The 17,714-nt window shown below is 66.1% G+C and carries 15 protein-coding genes and 1 tRNA gene; 12 read left to right on the top strand and 4 right to left on the bottom strand.

Features of this window, described 5'->3' with window-relative positions:
* The first annotated feature begins 49 nt into the window (after nucleotides 1-49).
* From ACWPW1_RS12280 to ACWPW1_RS12330, 11 genes are all read left to right on the top strand, one after another.
* The gene (locus ACWPW1_RS12280; protein WP_434774262.1) at nucleotides 50-754 is read left to right on the top strand and encodes an FCD domain-containing protein; all 705 of its coding nucleotides are present in this window, start codon (nucleotides 50-52) and stop codon (nucleotides 752-754) included.
* An 8-nt stretch (nucleotides 755-762) separates the two neighbouring features.
* Nucleotides 763-1,494 carry an aspartate/glutamate racemase family protein gene (locus tag ACWPW1_RS12285; RefSeq protein ID WP_059315016.1) on the top strand — a complete coding sequence of 244 codons (732 nt, stop codon included), beginning with the start codon at nucleotides 763-765 and terminating at the stop codon, nucleotides 1,492-1,494.
* A gap of 358 nt (nucleotides 1,495-1,852) precedes the next feature.
* Nucleotides 1,853-4,453, top strand: coding sequence for a bifunctional aconitate hydratase 2/2-methylisocitrate dehydratase (gene acnB, locus ACWPW1_RS12290; protein WP_271654973.1), 2,601 nt, complete (start codon nucleotides 1,853-1,855; stop codon nucleotides 4,451-4,453).
* Nucleotides 4,454-4,609: 156 nt separating this feature from the next.
* Nucleotides 4,610-4,822 carry a hypothetical protein gene (locus ACWPW1_RS12295; protein WP_454253038.1) on the top strand — a complete coding sequence of 71 codons (213 nt, stop codon included), beginning with the start codon at nucleotides 4,610-4,612 and terminating at the stop codon, nucleotides 4,820-4,822.
* A gap of 331 nt (nucleotides 4,823-5,153) precedes the next feature.
* A complete protein-coding gene (locus ACWPW1_RS12300) occupies nucleotides 5,154-5,372 on the top strand; it encodes a hypothetical protein (protein WP_059315019.1) in 219 nt (72 codons plus the stop codon).
* 142 nt (nucleotides 5,373-5,514) lie between these two features.
* On the top strand, nucleotides 5,515-5,604 hold the full coding sequence (locus ACWPW1_RS12305) for a potassium-transporting ATPase subunit F (protein ID WP_017640468.1): 90 nt from the start codon (nucleotides 5,515-5,517) through the stop codon (nucleotides 5,602-5,604).
* A 9-nt stretch (nucleotides 5,605-5,613) separates the two neighbouring features.
* Complete coding sequence (gene kdpA / locus ACWPW1_RS12310) at nucleotides 5,614-7,311, top strand: potassium-transporting ATPase subunit KdpA (RefSeq protein ID WP_454253039.1); 1,698 nt, start codon at nucleotides 5,614-5,616, stop codon at nucleotides 7,309-7,311.
* A gap of 1 nt (nucleotide 7,312) precedes the next feature.
* Nucleotides 7,313-9,343, top strand: coding sequence for a potassium-transporting ATPase subunit KdpB (kdpB, locus tag ACWPW1_RS12315; RefSeq protein ID WP_454253040.1), 2,031 nt, complete (start codon nucleotides 7,313-7,315; stop codon nucleotides 9,341-9,343).
* A 10-nt stretch (nucleotides 9,344-9,353) separates the two neighbouring features.
* The gene (gene kdpC / locus ACWPW1_RS12320) at nucleotides 9,354-9,905 is read left to right on the top strand and encodes a potassium-transporting ATPase subunit KdpC (RefSeq protein WP_454253041.1); all 552 of its coding nucleotides are present in this window, start codon (nucleotides 9,354-9,356) and stop codon (nucleotides 9,903-9,905) included.
* Nucleotides 9,902-12,529: an ATP-binding protein gene (locus tag ACWPW1_RS12325; protein ID WP_454253042.1), complete on the top strand. Its 2,628-nt coding sequence runs from the start codon at nucleotides 9,902-9,904 to the stop codon at nucleotides 12,527-12,529. The genes kdpC and ACWPW1_RS12325 overlap by 4 nt, the downstream gene beginning before the upstream one ends.
* Nucleotides 12,530-12,590: 61 nt before the next feature.
* Nucleotides 12,591-13,283: a response regulator gene (locus ACWPW1_RS12330; RefSeq protein ID WP_454253043.1), complete on the top strand. Its 693-nt coding sequence runs from the start codon at nucleotides 12,591-12,593 to the stop codon at nucleotides 13,281-13,283.
* Between the two features lie 291 nt (nucleotides 13,284-13,574).
* Here the strand turns inward: ACWPW1_RS12330 and ACWPW1_RS12335 are convergent, their stop codons facing one another.
* From ACWPW1_RS12335 to ACWPW1_RS12350, 4 genes are all read right to left on the bottom strand, one after another.
* Complete coding sequence (locus ACWPW1_RS12335; protein ID WP_059315025.1) at nucleotides 13,575-13,949, bottom strand: histone-like nucleoid-structuring protein, MvaT/MvaU family; 375 nt, start codon at nucleotides 13,947-13,949, stop codon at nucleotides 13,575-13,577.
* 354 nt (nucleotides 13,950-14,303) lie between these two features.
* Nucleotides 14,304-14,879 (bottom strand): hypothetical protein, encoded by a 576-nt coding sequence (locus ACWPW1_RS12340; RefSeq protein WP_454253044.1) that lies wholly within the window; start codon nucleotides 14,877-14,879, stop codon nucleotides 14,304-14,306.
* A 156-nt stretch (nucleotides 14,880-15,035) separates the two neighbouring features.
* Nucleotides 15,036-15,112: transfer RNA gene (locus ACWPW1_RS12345), tRNA-Asp, on the bottom strand.
* Between the two features lie 164 nt (nucleotides 15,113-15,276).
* The gene (locus tag ACWPW1_RS12350) at nucleotides 15,277-16,224 is read right to left on the bottom strand and encodes a LysR substrate-binding domain-containing protein (RefSeq protein WP_313649697.1); all 948 of its coding nucleotides are present in this window, start codon (nucleotides 16,222-16,224) and stop codon (nucleotides 15,277-15,279) included.
* Between the two features lie 180 nt (nucleotides 16,225-16,404).
* Between ACWPW1_RS12350 and ACWPW1_RS12355 the strand changes: the two genes are divergently transcribed.
* Nucleotides 16,405-17,703, top strand: a complete 1,299-nt coding sequence (locus ACWPW1_RS12355; RefSeq protein WP_454253045.1) for an MFS transporter — start codon at nucleotides 16,405-16,407, stop codon at nucleotides 17,701-17,703.
* Nucleotides 17,704-17,714: the final 11 nt, after the last annotated feature.

Genomic DNA, 17,714 nt, shown 5'->3' on the forward strand with positions numbered 1-17,714 from the left:
GCGCGCGGCATTTCTGTATACAATTCATCCAAATCGCCGGAGTCAGCCCATGGGTGCAGCCCCTTCACCACTCGCCGTTGCCGCCTCTCCCCGGGACGAGCGGATCTACCAGGACATTCTCGACGCCATCGTCGAGCATCGACTGACCCCAGGCACTCGACTGCCGGAAGACACCCTGGCGGAGACCTTCGGCATCAGCCGCACCGGTATTCGCAAGGTGCTGCAGCGGCTGGCCCTGGAGCGGCTGGTGACCTTGCGCGCCAATCGCGGCGCCCAGGTCGCCCAACCCACCGCCAAGGAAGCCCAGGACATCCTGGCTGCGCGCCAACTGATCGAACCCGCCTTGATGCCCCTGGTGGCCGCCCGGGTCGACAGCGCCCAACTGGCGCCCTTGCGGCAACTCTGTAGCGAGGAGCACGAGGCCCAGCATGGCGGGCGCCATAGCCTGGCGATCCAGCTGTCCGCGCGCTTCCACGTCGAACTCGCGGCCCTGGCCGACAATCAGGTACTGACCGAACAGGTCGCCCAGCTGGCCAGTCGCTCATCGCTGCTGATCGCCATCTATGGCTCACGCCACAGTCTGGGCTGCGATTGCGGCCAGCACGGCGAGCTGCTGGACCTGCTCGCCGAGGGCCAAGGCGCGGCCGCCAGCGACTGGATGGCGCAGCACCTGCGCCTGATCCGTGAATCCCTCAGGATCGACCGGCCCGTGGCCGCCGAGCCCGATTTCCGCAGCATCTTCAAACGCAGTTGAGGCGTCCCATGCAGATTCAGGTCATCAACCCCAATACCAGCGCCGGCATGACCGCCAAGATCGGCCGCGCAGCCCAGGCCATCGCCCGCCCGGGCACCACCATTCTCGCCAGCAATCCCGAAGCCGGCCCGGTCTCCATCGAAAGTCACTATGACGAGGCGGTGGCCGCGGTCGGAGTGATCGAGGAGATGCGCAAGGGCGTCGAAGCCGGCTGCGCCGCCCATGTCATCGCCTGCTTTGGCGATCCAGGCCTGCTCGCGGCACGGGAAATGGCCAAGGGGCCAGTGCTCGGCATCGCCGAGGCCGGTTTCCATCTGGCCAGCCTGCTGGCCACCCGCTTCGCCGTGGTGACCACCCTCACCCGTACGCGCATCATTGCCGAGCATCTGCTGCAGCGATATGGCTTCGCCGAGCTGTGCACCTCGGTGCGCTGCATCGATCTGCCGGTGCTGGCACTGGAAGACGCGGACGACAGCCTGATCGAGCTGATCGCCGCCGAAGGGCGTCGGGCGCGTGACGAGGAAGGTGCCGGCGCCATCGTGCTGGGCTGCGGCGGCATGGCCGATCTGCGCGAAGCCCTGAGCGAGGCCATCGGCGTCCCGGTGATCGAAGGCGTCAGCGCCGCGGTCAAGCTGGCCGAGTCGCTGGTCGACCTGGGCCTGGGGACCAGCAAGCACGGCGATCTGGCCTACCCCATCGCCAAGCCCTTCACCGGACGCTTCGCGCATCTCGGCCGCTAGGCTACCGCCAGGGTCCAACCTCGTGACGCACACGATGCGACAACGCAGCGCTTAACTTCGCCAGAGGCTTGGCGTAGAATTAGGCAGCCTTATAGGCGCAATGTCCGATACGAAGCTGTTTTCAAAGCGTCACGAGCAAAGTTTCCGGCGACCCTCCGGGCAGCGGCGGCCTCATCAACCGCCCTGCTGCCCGACCTGCCCAGCAGGAGCCGGCGTAAAACTTTGAAAACAGCTTCTAGCGGAATGCGTCCGGCGCGACGGCGGTCCTGCCCGCAGCCTCCCCCGTCATACCCTGCCGGATACATTTCGGGGCGCCAGCCCCCGGACGCAATATTGGACCACTGATGAGGGTCAACCCGTGCTTGAAGCCTATCGTAACCACGTAGAAGAGCGTGCCGCCCAAGGCATCGTGCCCCAGCCGCTGAACGCCGAGCAAACGGCCGGTCTGGTCGAACTGCTGAAGAATCCCCCTGCCGGTGAGGAAGCCTTCCTCGTCGACCTCATTACCAACCGCGTCCCGCCGGGCGTCGACGAAGCCGCCTACGTCAAGGCCGGCTTCCTCTCCGCCGTCGCCAAGGGCGAGGCCCAGTCCCCACTGATCTCCAAGCAGCGTGCCACTGAACTGCTAGGCACCATGCAAGGCGGCTACAACATCGCCACGCTGGTCGAGCTGCTGGACGATGCCGAACTGGCCGCCGTGGCCGCCGAGCAACTCAAGCACACCCTGCTGATGTTCGACGCCTTCCACGACGTGGCCGAGAAGGCCAAGGCCGGCAACACCCACGCCAAGGCTGTCCTGCAATCCTGGGCCGAAGGCGAGTGGTACAAGAAGCGTCCGGAAATTGCCGAGAAGTACACCCTGACCGTGTTCAAGGTGCCTGGCGAAACCAACACCGACGACCTTTCCCCCGCGCCCGACGCCTGGTCGCGTCCGGACATCCCGCTGCACGCCCTGGCCATGCTGAAGATGGCTCGCGACGGCATCGTGCCCGAGCAGCAAGGCAGCATCGGTCCGCTGAAGCAGATCGAGGAAGTACGTGCCAAGGGCTTCCCGGTCGCCTACGTCGGTGACGTGGTCGGTACCGGCTCTTCCCGCAAGTCCGCCACCAACTCGGTGCTGTGGTTCTTCGGCGACGACATCCCCTACGTGCCCAACAAGCGCGCGGGCGGCTTCTGCTTCGGTTCCAAGATCGCCCCGATCTTCTACAACACCATGGAAGACGCCGGCGCCCTGCCGATCGAGTTCGACGTGTCCGCCCTGGAAATGGGCGACGTCATCGACGTCTACCCCAAGGCTGGCAAGGTCACCCGCCATGGCAGCGATGAAATCGTCGCCACCTTCGAACTCAAGACCCCCGTGCTGCTGGACGAAGTCCGCGCCGGCGGCCGTATCCCGCTGATCGTCGGCCGCGGCCTGACCGAGAAGGCGCGCGCCGAACTGGGCATGGGCCCGTCCGACCTGTTCAACAAGCCGGACCAGCCGGCCGAGAGCACCAAGGGCTACACCCTGGCGCAGAAGATGGTCGGCAAGGCCTGCGGCGTCGAGGGCGTGCGCCCCGGCACCTACTGCGAGCCGAAGATGACCACCGTCGGCTCCCAGGACACCACTGGCCCGATGACCCGTGACGAGCTGAAGGACCTGGCCTGCCTGGGCTTCTCCGCCGACCTGGTGATGCAGTCCTTCTGCCACACCGCGGCCTATCCCAAGCCCATCGACGTCAAGACCCACCACACTCTGCCGGATTTCATCCGTACCCGTGGCGGTGTCTCCCTGCGTCCTGGCGACGGCATCATCCACAGCTGGCTGAACCGCATGCTGCTGCCCGACACCGTCGGCACCGGTGGCGATTCCCACACCCGCTTCCCGATCGGCATCTCCTTCCCGGCCGGTTCGGGCCTGGTGGCCTTCGCCGCTGCCACCGGCGTGATGCCGCTGGACATGCCCGAGTCGGTACTGGTGCGCTTCAAGGGCAAGATGCAGCCCGGGATCACCCTGCGTGACCTGGTGCATGCCATCCCCTACTACGCCATCCAGAAGGGCCTGCTGACCGTCGAGAAGAAGGGCAAGAAGAACATCTTCTCCGGCCGCATCCTCGAGATCGAAGGCCTGGAAGACCTGACCGTGGAGCAGGCGTTCGAGCTGTCCGATGCCTCCGCCGAGCGCTCCGCTGCCGGCTGCACCATCAAGCTGTCGCCCGAGTCCATCACCGAGTACCTGCAGTCCAACATCACCCTGCTGCGCTGGATGATCGAGGAAGGCTACGGTGATCCCCGTACCCTGGAGCGCCGCGCGCGCGCCATGGAAGCCTGGATCGCCAACCCGGAACTGCTGGCTGCCGATGCCGATGCCGAATACAGCGAAGTCATCGAGATCGACCTGGCCGAGGTCAACGAGCCGGTCCTGTGCGCGCCCAACGATCCGGACGACGCCCGCCTGCTGTCCCAGGTGGCCGGCGACAAGATCGACGAGGTGTTCATCGGTTCCTGCATGACCAACATCGGTCACTTCCGCGCTGCCGGCAAGCTGCTGGACAAGGTCAAGGGCTCGATTCCGACCCGCCTGTGGCTGTCGCCGCCGACCAAGATGGACCAGCACCAGCTGACCGAGGAAGGCTACTACGGCATCTACGGCAAGGCTGGCGCGCGCATGGAAATGCCGGGCTGCTCGCTGTGCATGGGCAACCAGGCACGTGTGGCCGCCAACGCCACCGTGGTCTCCACCTCCACCCGTAACTTCCCCAACCGCCTGGGCGACGGCGCCAACGTCTACCTGGCCTCGGCGGAACTGGCCGCAGTGGCTTCGATCCTGGGCAAGCTGCCTAGCGTCGAGGAGTACATGGAATACGCGAAGAGCATCGACAGCATGGCAGCGGACGTCTACCGCTACCTGAGCTTCGACCAGATCGCCGAATTCCGTGAAAGCGCCGAGAAGGCCCGTATCGCCGCCGTCGAAGTCTGACGCCAGCCTGCGGTACTGAAAAACCGCCCCTCGGGGCGGTTTTTTTATGCGCCGCGATCCTGGCTCGCCAGGACGGCTCCTTCCCCCGAGCCGGTCTTAAGCGGCGGTTAACCCAGACGCCCTACTCTCAAGTTGTCCTTCTACCGAGATCACCCCATGAAACGTCTTGTCATCGTGAGCCTATCCACCCTGTTGCTCGGTCTCGGCCAGACGACGATGGCAGCGGGTTGTATCAAGGGCGCCGTGGTTGGCGGCGTGGCGGGACATGTGGCCGGTCACCACGCCATCGCCGGGGCAGCCGCCGGCTGTGTCATCGGCCATCACCTGGCGGCGAAGGCGAAGGAAGAACAGCAGCACGGTCATTCCTGAATGCGATAAGGCGCATTCCAGGAGTCGCTATCAGCATCATGACCACCCATCGAAGCAGCCGCTCGCACGACGCCTGAGACGGCTTTAACGCAGACTCTTCACGTTCTCCCCAAGCCCACAGTCCGTATCGCGGCCATGGGCCGCTCCTACAGCTTCAGGTATGGCTGTAGGAGCGGCCCTTGACCGCGATATCGATAGTCTGCTGACGACCCAGGTGACTGGTGAAGTCCAGGGCGACCTAGTGGCCAAGGTGTAGCGCGGGAGAACTGGCGAGGCTCTTCAAGGTCAATTGTTACAGAACATTACTTCGCACCCACGAGAGGTCGCCACCATGAAGCTCCTGCCTACCCTTGCCCTTTCCGCTCTGCTACTCGGCGCCAGCCAGGCCACCTTCGCTGCCGGTTGCGTCAAGGGCGCCGTGGTCGGCGGCGCCGCGGGCCATGTCGCCGGGGGTCACGGCGTTGCCGGTGCCGCCGCAGGCTGCGCCATTGGTCACCACGAGGCCAACAAGAAGGCCAAGGAAGAACAGCAGAACGCACCCAAGCAATAGTCTCCAGGCCCCGCCAGCACTGGCGGGTGGGGCCGATTTAACGCTTTCTTTACGCCCCGCCAACCTTCCCCGCCTCGCTTCTTTACGCCCCTCCTCCCGACAATTTCTCCACGCGGCAGCTGCCGTCTCTGGAGAACTCGTGATGACCCCCTGGAATCTTCTGGCCCTGCTTCTGGCACTGGGTCTGTTCGTCTATCTGCTGGCGGCGCTGTTGCGCGCCGGCCGCTCCTAGGGAGGCGGCATGGACAGCCACGCCGCGTTCCTGATCCTGGCCTTCCTGGCCCTGACCTTTCTTCCCGCGCCCTTCCTGGGGCGCTACTTCTACCGTGCGCTGGAAGGCGAGCGGACCTGGCTGAGCTTTGTCGGCACGCCCCTGGAGCGCCTGACGCTAAAGGTGGCGGGCACCGACGGCCGTGGCCAGGACTGGCGCACCTATGCCATCGCCCTGGTGCTGTTCAACGGGCTGGGAATCGCGCTGCTGTTCGCCATCCTGCTGCTGCAGGGCGGTCTGCCACTCAATCCGCAGCAGCGGCCTGGCCTGGAGTGGACGCTTGCGCTGAACACCGCCATCAGTTTCGTGACCAACACCAACTGGCAGGCCTACAGCGGCGAGGCCTCGCTAAGCTACTTCAGCCAGATGGTCGGCCTGGGCGTGCAGAACTTCGTCAGCGCCTCGGTAGGCGTGGCGGTGCTCGCCGCCCTGGCGCGCGGCATCGCCCGGCGTAGCACCCAGGAGATCGGTAATTTCTGGGTCGACCTGTTCCGGGTGGTCTTCTATATCCTGCTGCCGTTGTGCCTGCCGTTGGCACTGCTGCTGATCTGGCAGGGCGTGCCCCAGACCTTCATGCCCTATGTCGACGCCACCACCCTGCAGGGCGCGACCCAGACGCTGCCGCTGGGGCCAGCCGCCAGCCAGATCGCCATCAAGCAGCTGGGCACCAATGGCGGCGGATTCTTTGGTGTCAACTCCGCGCATCCCTTCGAGAATCCCACGGCGCTCAGTGATCTGCTGGAGCTGTCCGCCATCCTCATGATCCCGGCGGCACTGGTATTCAGCTTCGGTCACTACGTCAAGGATCGGCGGCAGAGCTGGGCGATTTTCGCCGCCATGTTCGGCCTGCTGGCCATCGGCGCCACGGTCGCCATCGCCGCACAGAGCCAGGCCAACCCGGCCCTGGCCAATCTGGCGATCACCCAGGGAGCCTCGATGGAAGGCCTGGAAACGCGCCTGGGCGGGACTGCCTCCGCACTCTGGGCGACGGTGACCACCGCCGCGTCCAACGGCTCGGTGAATGCCATGCACGACAGCCTGGCACCCCTGACCGGACTGATCGCGCTGTTCAACATGATGCTCGGCGAGGTGATATTCGGCGGCGTCGGGGCCGGTCTCTACGGCATGCTGCTCAACGTGCTGATCGCCGTCTTCATCGCCGGCCTCATGGTCGGCCGCACGCCGGAGTACCTGGGCAAGAAGCTGGAGGCACCCGAGGTGCGGCTGTTGGTGGCGACCCTGCTGGTGATGCCGCTGGGCGTGCTGGTGCTGGGCGCCATCGCCGCCAGCGTCCCGGCTGGTGTAGCTGGCATCGCGGCCACGGGCCCCCATGGCTTCAGCCAGCTGCTCTATGCCTACACCTCGGCCACGGCCAACAACGGCTCGGCCTTTGGTGGGTTCGGCGCCAATACGCCCTTCCATAACCTCATGCTGAGCCTGGCGCTGCTGATCGGTCGCTTCGGCTACATCCTGCCGGTCCTGGCCATTGCCGGCAGCCTGGCGGCCAAGCGCGCCGTCCCGCTCGGCCCCAACAGCTTCCCCACCCACGGCCCGCTGTTCGTCACCCTGCTGGTGATCACCCTGCTGCTGGTGGGAGGCCTGACCTTCCTGCCGACGCTCGCCCTGGGGCCGATCGCCGACCATCTGCAACTGTTCGGAGTCCGCTGAAATGGATGCCCAGACCCACACCCTGCCCACGCCCACTCCTGGCACCCTCTGGCGCCAGGCGCTGCGGCAGGCCTTCGTCAAGCTCGACCCACGGCAGCAGATCCGCTCGCCGGTAATGTTCGTGGTGGAGATCACCGCGCTGTTCTCCACCCTGCTGTGCCTGGCGCCGAACAATGGCGTCAGCACCGGGGTGGCGGTGCAGATCACCCTCTGGCTGTGGTTCACCCTGCTGTTCGCCAACTTCGCCGAAGCCCTCGCCGAAGGCCGCGGCAAGGCCCGCGCCGACAGCCTCAAGGGCATTGGCCAGAATCTCGCCGCACGCCTTGAGGAAAACGGCGAGCACCGGATGGTGCCGGCCAGTTCGTTGCGCAAGGGCCAGATCGTGCGGGTGGAAGCCGGCGAACTGATCCCCGGCGACGGCGAGATCATCGAGGGCGTGGCCGCGGTCAACGAGGCGGCCATTACCGGGGAATCGGCGCCGGTGATTCGCGAATCCGGCGGCGACCGCTCAGCCGTCACCGGCAATACCCGCGTGGTGTCGGACTGGATCCGGGTGCGCATCACCGCCAACCCCGGCGAATCGACCCTGGACCGCATGATCGCCCTGGTGGAAGGCGCCAAGCGCCAGAAGACCCCCAACGAGGTCGCGCTGGACATCCTGCTGATCGGCCTGACGCTGATCTTCCTGCTGGTGGTGGTGACCCTGCAGCCCTTCGCCGCCCTGGCCGGTGGCGAGCTGCCGCTGCTGTTCCTGGTGGCCCTGCTGGTGACGCTGATCCCCACCACCATCGGCGGTTTGCTCTCGGCCATCGGCATCGCCGGCATGGATCGCCTGGTGCGGCTGAACGTGATCGCCACCTCGGGTCGCGCCGTGGAGGCCGCCGGGGACGTCCATACCCTGCTGCTGGACAAGACCGGCACCATTACCTTCGGCAACCGCCGCTGCAGCGCCCTGTATGCCGCCCAGGGCATCACCCCCAAGGCCCTGGCCGAGGGTGCCCTCTATGCCTCGCTGGCCGACGAGACCCCGGAAGGCCGCTCGGTAGTTAAGTACCTGCGCAACCTGCACCCGCTGGAAGAGCCGCCACGCGCCCAGGTCGCGCCCATCCCCTTCAGCGCCGAGACGCGCCTGTCGGGCATCGACTGGCAGGGCCGTGAGTACCGCAAGGGGGCAGTGGACGCCGTGCTGATGTTTCTCGGCCAGACCCGCGCCGACCTGCCGGAGGTGCTGGCCCGGGAGATCGAGACCATCGCCAAGAGTGGCGGTACCCCGCTGCTGGTCTGCGGAGAAGGCCGGCTGCTGGGCGCCATCCACCTCAAGGACGTGGTCAAGCCGGGGATTCGCGAGCGCTTCGCCGAGCTGCGTACCCTCGGCATCCGCACCGTGATGGTGACCGGCGACAACCCCCTGACCGCCACCGCCATCGCCGCCGAGGCGGGCGTGGACGATGTCATCGCTGAAGCTACCCCGGAGAAGAAGCTGGAGCGCATCCGCAGCGAACAGGCCGAAGGCAAGCTGGTGGCCATGTGCGGCGACGGCGCCAACGACGCCCCGGCCCTGGCCCAGGCCGATGTGGGCATGGCGATGAACGACGGCACCCAGGCCGCCCGCGAGGCCGCCAACCTGGTGGACCTGGATTCGGACCCTACCAAGCTGCTCGACGTGGTGCAGGTGGGCAAGGAGCTGCTGGTGACCCGCGGCGCCCTGACCACCTTTTCGGTGGCCAACGACGTGGCCAAGTACTTCGCCATCCTGCCGGCGCTGTTCGCCGGCATCTATCCGCAGCTGAACGCGCTCAACGTGATGCACCTGGCCAGTCCGCAGAGCGCCATCCTCTCGGCCATCGTGTTCAACGCCCTGATCATCGTCGCGCTGATTCCCCTGGCATTGCGCGGGGTGCGGGTCAAGGCCGCCAGCGCTGCCGCCCTCTTGCGCCGCAACCTGTTGATCTATGGGCTGGGCGGCATCGCCGTGCCCTTCATCGGCATCAAAGCTATCGACCTGGCGCTCGGCGCCCTGGGTCTGGTCTGAGGAGACTGCCATGCTCATGCAACTCCGTTCCGCCGTGCTGATGCTCCTGCTGCTCACGGCCCTCACCGGCGGCGTCTATCCCTTGTTGGTGACGGTGCTCGGCCAGACGTTGTTCGCCGACCAGGCCGGCGGCAGCCTGATCCGCCGCAACGACGGCAGCGTCATCGGCTCCCGCCTGATCGCCCAGCAATTCACCGGTTCCGAGTGGTTCCAGCCGCGTCCTTCGGCCGGCGACTACGCCACCGTCTCCAGCAGCGCCAGCAACCTGGCGCAGTCGGCGCCAGCGTTGCGCGAGCGGATCGAGAAGGCGCTCCCCGACGTGCAGGTGGCCGGCCAGGGCCCGGTGCCCCAGGAACTGGTGACCACCTCCGCCAGCGGCCTGGATCCTGACCTCACCCCGGCCGGCGCCCGCTACCAGATCGCCCGTATCGCCGCCGCGCGCGGCCTCCCACCGGAGCGGCTGGAAGCCCTGGTACGCGAGCAGACACGCACCTCGCGCATCGGACCGGCAACGGTTAATGTCCTGCTTCTCAATCTGGCCCTGGCGGAACTGGCCCCATGACTGACAACACCGGGCGCGCCGAGGCGCTGCTCGCCGAACACCGCGAAGGGCGTGGTCGCCTCAAGGTCTTCCTCGGGGCGGCGCCGGGTGTCGGCAAGACCTACGCCATGCTGCAGGCGGCCCAGACCGCCCTGCGCCAGGGCCGCCGGGTACGGGCCGGCATCGTCGAGACCCATGGGCGCCGGGAGACCGCCGCCCTCCTCGCCGGCCTGCCGCAGCAACCTTTGCGACGGGTGGAGCACCGTGGCCTCAAGCTCACCGAACTGGATCTGGAAGGCCTGCTGGCCGATCCGCCGGAGCTGGTGCTGGTCGACGAACTGGCCCACAGCAACGCCTCCGGCAGTCGCCATGCCAAGCGTTGGCAGGACGTGGAGGATCTGCTGGCCGCCGGGATCCACGTCTACACCACGGTCAACGTCCAGCACCTGGAAAGTCTCAACGACGAGGTGCGCGACATCACCGGCGTGCAGGTTCGCGAGACGGTACCGGACCAGGTGCTGCTCGATGCCGATGACCTGGTGCTCATCGACCTGCCACCGCGAGAACTGCTGGAGCGCCTGCGCGAGGGCAAGGTCTATGTACCCGAGCAGGCCCGTGCCGCCATCGACGCCTTCTTCAGCCAGACCAACCTCACCGTCCTGCGTGAACTGGCCATGCGCACGGCTGCGGCCCAGGTGGATTCGGCGCTCGCCCTGAGATACCGCCAGCAGGGCCAGGCCGCGCCGCCGCTGCTGGGCCGGCTGATCGTCGGCGCTGGCACCGCCCCTTCGGCGGAACGCCTGGTGCGCCACGCCAGCCGCCTGGCCGACCAGCGCCACCTGCCCTGGACCCTCGTCCACGTCGACACCGGCCAGCCGCTGGACGATGCCGCCCGCGCCAACCTGCAAGCCAGCCAGCGCCTGGCCGAACGGCTCGGCGGCGAGGTGCTGACCCTGAGAGACAGCGATCCCGCCCGGGCGCTGGTCCGTCATGCCCGCGACCAGCGCGCCAGCGTGCTGCTGATTGGCCGCGGCCGCCCGCGCGGCTTCAGCCTGAGGCGTCGCCTGGCCAGCCGCCTGTTGCGCCTGGCACAGGGGCTGGAGATCGCCATTCTCGACCTGGACCGCGACGCTCCACCCACCACGCGCCCCCGGCGAACCCTGAAACCTGGCCCCTATGGCGTTGCCATCCTGGCGACGGGCGTGGCCGCGGCCATCGCCGAAGGCCTTTCCGGGTTGCTGGAGCTACCCAACATCTCGCTGATCTTTCTCGCGGCCGTCCTGCTGGTGGCGGTACGCAGCAGTCGCGGTCCGGCGCTGTTCTGCGCGCTGCTGGGCTTTGTCGCCTATGACGTCCTGTTCATACCTCCTGCCTTCTCGCTGACCATCAATCGCGAGCAGGATGTACTCACCCTGGCCTTTTTCCTGCTGATGGCCCTGCTCACCGGCAACCTGGCCGCACGCCAGCGGCGACAGCTGCAGGCGCTGCGCCTGACCCAACGCGAGACCCTGGCGCTGCTGGATTTCACTCGCCAGCTGAGCGCCGCCAGCGACCGCCAGGCGGTGGTCAGCGTGACCTTCAAGCAGCTGGGCACCACCACTCGGTACGTCTGCCTGCTGTTGCCCGAAGACGGCGAACGGCTGGCGACCCAGCCCGCAGATCTGGCCCTGGCCGATAACGAGCGCATTGCCGCCGAGTGGGCCTGGAAGCAGGAAAAGCCAGCCGGTTGCGGTACCGACACCCTGCCGTCCGGTCGCTGGTGGTGGTGGCCGCTGCTGGCCGAGAGCGGCAGCCTCGCCGTCCTGGGCGTGCGCTGCGACGACGCCCAGCCGCTGGATCACGACGAACGTCGTCAGCTGGCCAGCCTGGCGCAGCCGCTGGCCCAGGCCCTGGCCCGGGTTCGTCTCAGCGAAGACCTGGAAGCCGCCCGCCTGCACGGCGAGACCGAACAGCTGCGCAGCGCCCTGCTGGCCTCGGTATCCCACGACCTGCGCACCCCGCTGACGGTGATGCGTGGCTCCATCGATGCCCTCGCCACCCTGGGTGAGGCCATTCCCGCCAGCGATCGCCAGGAGCTGCTGGAGGCTACCCGCCAGGAGGCCGAGCGCCTCGACCGCTATATCCAGAATCTGCTGGACATGACCCGCCTGGGCCACGGCAGCCTGCAATTGGCCCGCGACTGGGTCGATCCCGGCGACATTCTCGCCAGCGCCTTGCAGCGTCTGCAGCCCCTGCTAACCGGGCTGCAGGTGGACACCCGGATCGAGCCGGGCTTGCCTCTCCTCTGGGTGCATCCGGCGCTGATCGAACAGGCCCTGGTCAATGTGCTGGAGAACGCCATCCGCTTCTCCGCACCCGGTGGGCGCCTGGAGATCTGCCTGGAGCGCCAGGACGGCGAGTTGCAGATCGCCGTGGCCGATGAAGGCCCGGGCATTCCGCCGGAAGACCGCTCGCGGATCTTCGACATGTTCTATACCGCCGCGCGCGGTGATCGGGGCGGCCAGGGCACCGGCCTGGGCCTGGCGATCTGTCATGGCATGGTGGGCGCGCACGGCGGCCGGGTCAGCGTGGACGAGGGCCTGGGCGGTCGGGGCACGACGATGCGGATGCATCTGCCGCTGCCGGCGACGCCACCTGCGGAATAAGCCTAAGTATCCCTGCAGCACCAGACGCTATGATGATGCCCTCCTGCCTGGAAAGCCCCAGATGCCTGCTCACGTCCTCGTCATCGACGACGAACCCCAGATCCGCAAGTTCTTGCGCATCAGCCTCGCCGCCCAGGGCTACCAGATCAGTGAAGCGGCCACCGGAACGGATGGCCTCGCCCAGGCGGCCTTGGGCCAGCCGGATCTGGTGATCCTCGACCTGGGCCTGCCGGATCGCGATGGCCAGGAGGTACTGGTCGAATTGCGCGAATGGTCCACGGTACCGGTACTGGCGCTGTCGGTACGGGCGGACGAGCGCGAAAAGGTCCGCGCCCTAGATGCCGGCGCCAATGACTATGTCACCAAGCCCTTCGGCATCCAGGAGTTTCTCGCCCGCAGCCGCGCGCTGTTACGCCAAACCCCCGCCACAGCCGCCCACCAGGCCGCAGCGCTGGAAGTAGGCCCGCTGCGGGTGGATTTCGCCTATCGACAGGTAACTCTTGCCGGTATCGAGATCGCCCTGACACGCAAGGAATACACGGTCCTGGCCGCCCTCGCCCAACATCCCGGGCGTGTGGTGACTCAACGGCAATTGCTGATCGATATCTGGGGGCCGAGCCACGCCCAAGACAGCCATTACCTGCGCATCGTGATCGGTCATCTGCGGCAGAAGTTGGCCGACGATCCGCTGGCACCACGCTATATCGTGACCGAACCTGGCGTAGGTTATCGCTTGCGCGCCGATAACGGCTGAGCGAATCGGGACAGCATTGGTTTCGCTATAGGCAAAGGCAGCCCGCCATGTGTTTGCCACTAAGACGAACCTTCTCGTTGGCACTGGCCGCTACGGATACGCATCGGAAGCTGATATGGCAGTGGCAGACATCCGCCTCTTTTCAGCGGATAGAGGCCGAAAAACCGCGCTAGTCTGGCGATTGCAACTTCAGCTGCCGGTCTCAACCAAGAACTATCAGGGACAGCAGAAAAAGGATGCCGGTCGGTAGCGGAGCCTTGCGCTGTTACCGACCGACGTCCCGGCAGCAACTTACTGCAGCCAGCCTTCGACGGTATCGGCGCCGTGTTCGGCTTTCCAAGCCTTGAGCACCTTGTGGTTGCCACCCTTGGTTTCGATGACTTCGCCAGTCTTGGGGTGCTGATAACGCTTGGTGCTGCGCGGACGACGCTTGCCAGCCGGCTTTTCCGGATGCGGCGTCTGCGCCTTGTGCTTGGGGGCAGCGTTGGGATCCAGAATGCCAATGATATCGCCCAGGTTCATCTGGTATTCGTCCATCAACTCCTGCAGCTTGCTTTCGAATTCGATTTCCTTCTGCAGGGAACTGTCCTGCTTCAGATCTTCGAGCAATTGCAGTTGGGCGCGAAGTTGTTCTTCGGCGGCGCGGAATTCGGCGAGACGGGACATAGGCACTCCTGATGAAAAGTAACGGCGAGACGTGAGACTTCGCTGACGGGCGAAAGTTGAAGGCGAAGATAAAGGATTAATGCCAGAGTTGCCAGTGACAAATAAAAAGGGACGCGGCAAAGACCCTGTCTTGCAAACGAAAGTTGATTTAATTAAGCAATCCTTAACTAAAGCCAATCCCTTGGCGCCAGTTGTGCCTAATGGAGCGCGCGCCAACATTGGTAGGCGCCAACAGTACCCTGTAGTTCACGGCAGGATTCATGCTGGAAAAAGAGTAAAACAATCCCGTGAAAGTCACCTAGACACAACTTTTGCATGTCCAGGTAATTCGGCCAGAAGGCTCTGGTAGGCGCGTTAGGCCGATGCCTCCACGTCCGAACGAGCTTCGGGCAATGGTGACCAATTGAAGGTTTCCGCAATTACCCGCCGGTACGCCGTGTCGATGGACACCGGTGTCCGACGGATATAGTCGCGCGCATGAGTCTGACGATCGGGATCGAGTTTGCGCAGGTAGTCGAGCGCCTCTTCCACCGTGGGCATCCGCTGATTGAGCCCTGCGCTACGGGGTGGCAAGGCCGTCCAGACCACCGCCTCCAGCTCCTTCGCACGCGCCCACTCGCCAATACGTTGCTGGAACCCTGATTGCGGGCCGCTCGGCCAGCTGCCGATGCACTCAGGTTGTTCTCGCGGCACGCCCTCGCGCTCGCGCAGGGCGTCGCGGGCTTTTTCCAGGCTATCGACAGCCAGGTAGGCCCAGAACACCTGAACGTCCGCGGCATCCTCACAGAGCACCGTGGCCAGCTCTCCGCTGTCGCCCTCCCGAGCGAACTCGATGGGCAACCGGGGTCCATCGACGAACCAATCCGAGGCCACCGGTAATTCCGCGGCCTTCCAGATCAACGACCCCCAGCCCAGACAGGCGATCTTCATGGCCACTCCCCGCGTATCGACGATGGGCATTGGAGGCCACCGAAGCGTTTGGGTTTCGCACCAGCAAGACGTGGCGACAAAAATTCAGGACGAAAAAAAGCGGCCACGAGGGCCGCTTCTTTCGATAACCGCGAGCCAGAGCTCGTGGGTGGTATGTGGCGCAGCGGACGGGACTCGAACCCGCGACCCCCGGCGTGACAGGCCGGTATTCTAACCGACTGAACTACCGCTGCGCATGGAAGCCTTGCGGCATCCTGCTGGCCTTTGCCGAGAACCTGTTCAGCGGGGGTTCTCTGCACCAGCGGCCGCTAAGATACTGATTTATCAGGGAAGAAACAACAGGCACAGGAAAATATTTCTGATCGCGCCGCGAAGCCAGCCAGAAGCCCCGTTCTGCTCAGGCTCCGCCACCGCTCGCCTGCCGCCTGAGCAGGGTGAGAAACCCCTCCAGCGCCGCGCTGGGCACCTGTCCCGCGCGCAGCAGAATGCCGAAGGGTGTCAGGGGTTCGGTGATCTCCAGATCGAGGGACACCATCAGCCCGGTGCGCAGATGATCCCGTACCACCGCCTCGGTCAGCACCAGGATGGCGTCGGTGATCTGTACCAGCTGCAACATGGCGAACACCGAGCCGCATTCGATGACGTCCGCGGGTGGCGGCAGCTGCCGTCGGGCGAAGGCCGCCTCCAGGGCCACCCGTGCCGGGCTGGCTTCCGGCTGCAGGATCCAGGGCCACTCCGCCACCAGCTCCGCCAGATCGGGCGCGGCGCGACCGGTCAGCGGATGCCCGGTGCGCACCACCACCGCGAGGTGCTCGTTGCCCAGCGGCTCGAAGACGAAGCGTCCCAGGTCCGCCTGCTGGGTGAAGCGGGCGATGGCCACGTCGATCCGCTCCTGTTCGAGCAGCTCGGTGAGCTGGTCACTGGTGTCGCCAAGGATGCGCAGCTGCAGGCCGGGTTGGCGCGCCTTGCTTGCGGCGATGGCCCTGACCACCAGATCGGGCAAGGCGCCCATGATGGCGCCGATCGCCAGATGCCCATAGCCGCCGGAGCGCCGGGCGTCGAGATCCTCGGCGCAGCGATCCAGGCCATTCAGGGCGCGCCGCGCGAATTCCACGATCTCCATTCCCAGGGCCGTGACCTTCAAGCCCCGCGCCTGGCGCTCGAACAGCACGCAGCCAAAGGCCTCCTCGACCTCCTGCAACATGCGGGTGGTGGCGGGCTGGGACATGTGCAGGGCTTCCGCGGCGCGGTGCAGGTTGAGGGTCCCGGCCAGGGTCGCCAGCATCAGCAGATGCTTGTAGCGCAATCGATTGAACAGCGCGCGGGCATGAGGGGAGGCGTTCATCTGCAGCATCCTTGTGGAGAGATCAGTGATGCGTCCTGAGCGAGTCGGCGGGTCTGGCCAAGGCCACGTCGCCTGCCGATACCTTAAGGGTATCGATACTTAACCAAAAGCGATTATCCAGGCATTGCAACTGCGACTACCTTGGGCCGTGGCCGAATCACAACAACAAGAGAGATCGCCATGCACACCTCCCTGTCACCGGGGCTGGTCGCCAAGGTCACCCGGCGCCTGCTGCCCTTCCTGCTGCTGATGTACGTCATGGCCTTTCTCGACCGGGCCAACGTAGGCTTCGCCAAGGTCGCCTTCCAGGCCGATACCGGCATCTCCGACGCGGCCTTCGCCCTTGGCGCCGGGATCTTCTTCGTCGGCTACGCCTTTCTCGAGATTCCCAGCAACCTGATCATGCACCGCGTCGGCGCCCGCCTGTGGATGTGCCGCATCATGGTGACCTGGGGGTTGATCTCCGCCGCCATGATGTTCGCCCATACGGCGACCTCCTTCTATGTGCTGCGCTTCCTGCTCGGGGTAGCCGAAGCCGGCTTCTTTCCCGGGGTCATCCTCTACCTCACCTACTGGTTTCCCTCGCGCTACCGCGCCCGGGCGCTGGGTTTCTTCTATTTCGGCGCGCCCCTGGCCTTCATCTTCGGCAGCCCGCTGTCGGGGCTGCTGCTGGAATTCGACGGCTTCGGCGGCCTGCACGGCTGGCAATGGATGTTCCTGGTGGAAGGGGTGCTGGCCAGCCTGGTGGGGGTCTGGGCCTGGTTCTACCTGGACAACCGGCCGCGCGATGCGCGTTGGCTGAGCGATGCGGAAAAGCAGGCGCTGCAACAGGCGCTGGATGCCGAGGACGCCGCCAAGCCCCATCACGGCGGGCTGCTGCGTCTGCTCGGTCAGCCGCGCATCCTCCTGCTGTGCAGTATCTACCTGCTTATCCAGGCCAGCGTCTATGGCGTGGTCTTCTACCTGCCGACCCAGGTGGCCGGCCTGCTGGGGCAGAAGGTCGGTTTGCTGGTCGGCCTGGTCTCGGCGATTCCCTGGGTCTGCGCCCTGCTCGCCGCCTGGCTGATCCCCAGCTGGTCGGATCGTACCGGCGAACGCCGCCGCACCGCGGCCGCCACCCTGGCCATTTCCGGGCTGGGCATCGCCGCCTCGGTGACCTTCTCGCCGCTCTATGCGCTGACCGCCCTGTGCTTCGCCGCTGCCGGCTTCATCGCCGTGCAGCCGCTGTTCTGGACCTTTCCGTCCGACCAGTTGCGCGGCAGCGCCGCGGCCGGCGGCATCGCCCTGATCAATACCTGCGGCGCCATCGGCGGCTTCATCGCGCCCCTGGCCAAGCGCTGGGCCGAGGTGACCTTCGCCCACCCCGGCGCCGGTCTCTATCTGCTCGCCGGGACCACCCTGGTGGCGGCCGCCCTGATTCTCGGCTTGCGCCAGCGTCGCCAGGTCGATCCCCAACCCCAGCTCACGCCCAGTCACTAAGGGAGCCCTTT

The organism is Pseudomonas sp. Marseille-Q7302, assembly GCF_965111925.1.

Coding starts and splice junctions, on each gene's coding strand:
- ACWPW1_RS12280 (WP_434774262.1), top strand. CDS start 50: ATGGGTGCAGCCCCTTCACCACTCGCCGTTGCCGCCTCTCCCCGGGAC.
- ACWPW1_RS12330 (WP_454253043.1), top strand. CDS start 12,591: ATGCCTGCTCACGTCCTCGTCATCGACGACGAACCCCAGATCCGCAAG.
- ACWPW1_RS12350 (WP_313649697.1), bottom strand. CDS start 16,224: ATGAACGCCTCCCCTCATGCCCGCGCGCTGTTCAATCGATTGCGCTAC.
- kdpC (WP_454253041.1), top strand. CDS start 9,354: ATGCTCATGCAACTCCGTTCCGCCGTGCTGATGCTCCTGCTGCTCACG.
- kdpB (WP_454253040.1), top strand. CDS start 7,313: ATGGATGCCCAGACCCACACCCTGCCCACGCCCACTCCTGGCACCCTC.
- ACWPW1_RS12305 (WP_017640468.1), top strand. CDS start 5,515: ATGACCCCCTGGAATCTTCTGGCCCTGCTTCTGGCACTGGGTCTGTTC.
- ACWPW1_RS12355 (WP_454253045.1), top strand. CDS start 16,405: ATGCACACCTCCCTGTCACCGGGGCTGGTCGCCAAGGTCACCCGGCGC.
- ACWPW1_RS12295 (WP_454253038.1), top strand. CDS start 4,610: ATGAAACGTCTTGTCATCGTGAGCCTATCCACCCTGTTGCTCGGTCTC.
- ACWPW1_RS12335 (WP_059315025.1), bottom strand. CDS start 13,949: ATGTCCCGTCTCGCCGAATTCCGCGCCGCCGAAGAACAACTTCGCGCC.
- kdpA (WP_454253039.1), top strand. CDS start 5,614: ATGGACAGCCACGCCGCGTTCCTGATCCTGGCCTTCCTGGCCCTGACC.
- ACWPW1_RS12285 (WP_059315016.1), top strand. CDS start 763: ATGCAGATTCAGGTCATCAACCCCAATACCAGCGCCGGCATGACCGCC.
- ACWPW1_RS12325 (WP_454253042.1), top strand. CDS start 9,902: ATGACTGACAACACCGGGCGCGCCGAGGCGCTGCTCGCCGAACACCGC.
- ACWPW1_RS12340 (WP_454253044.1), bottom strand. CDS start 14,879: ATGAAGATCGCCTGTCTGGGCTGGGGGTCGTTGATCTGGAAGGCCGCG.
- ACWPW1_RS12300 (WP_059315019.1), top strand. CDS start 5,154: ATGAAGCTCCTGCCTACCCTTGCCCTTTCCGCTCTGCTACTCGGCGCC.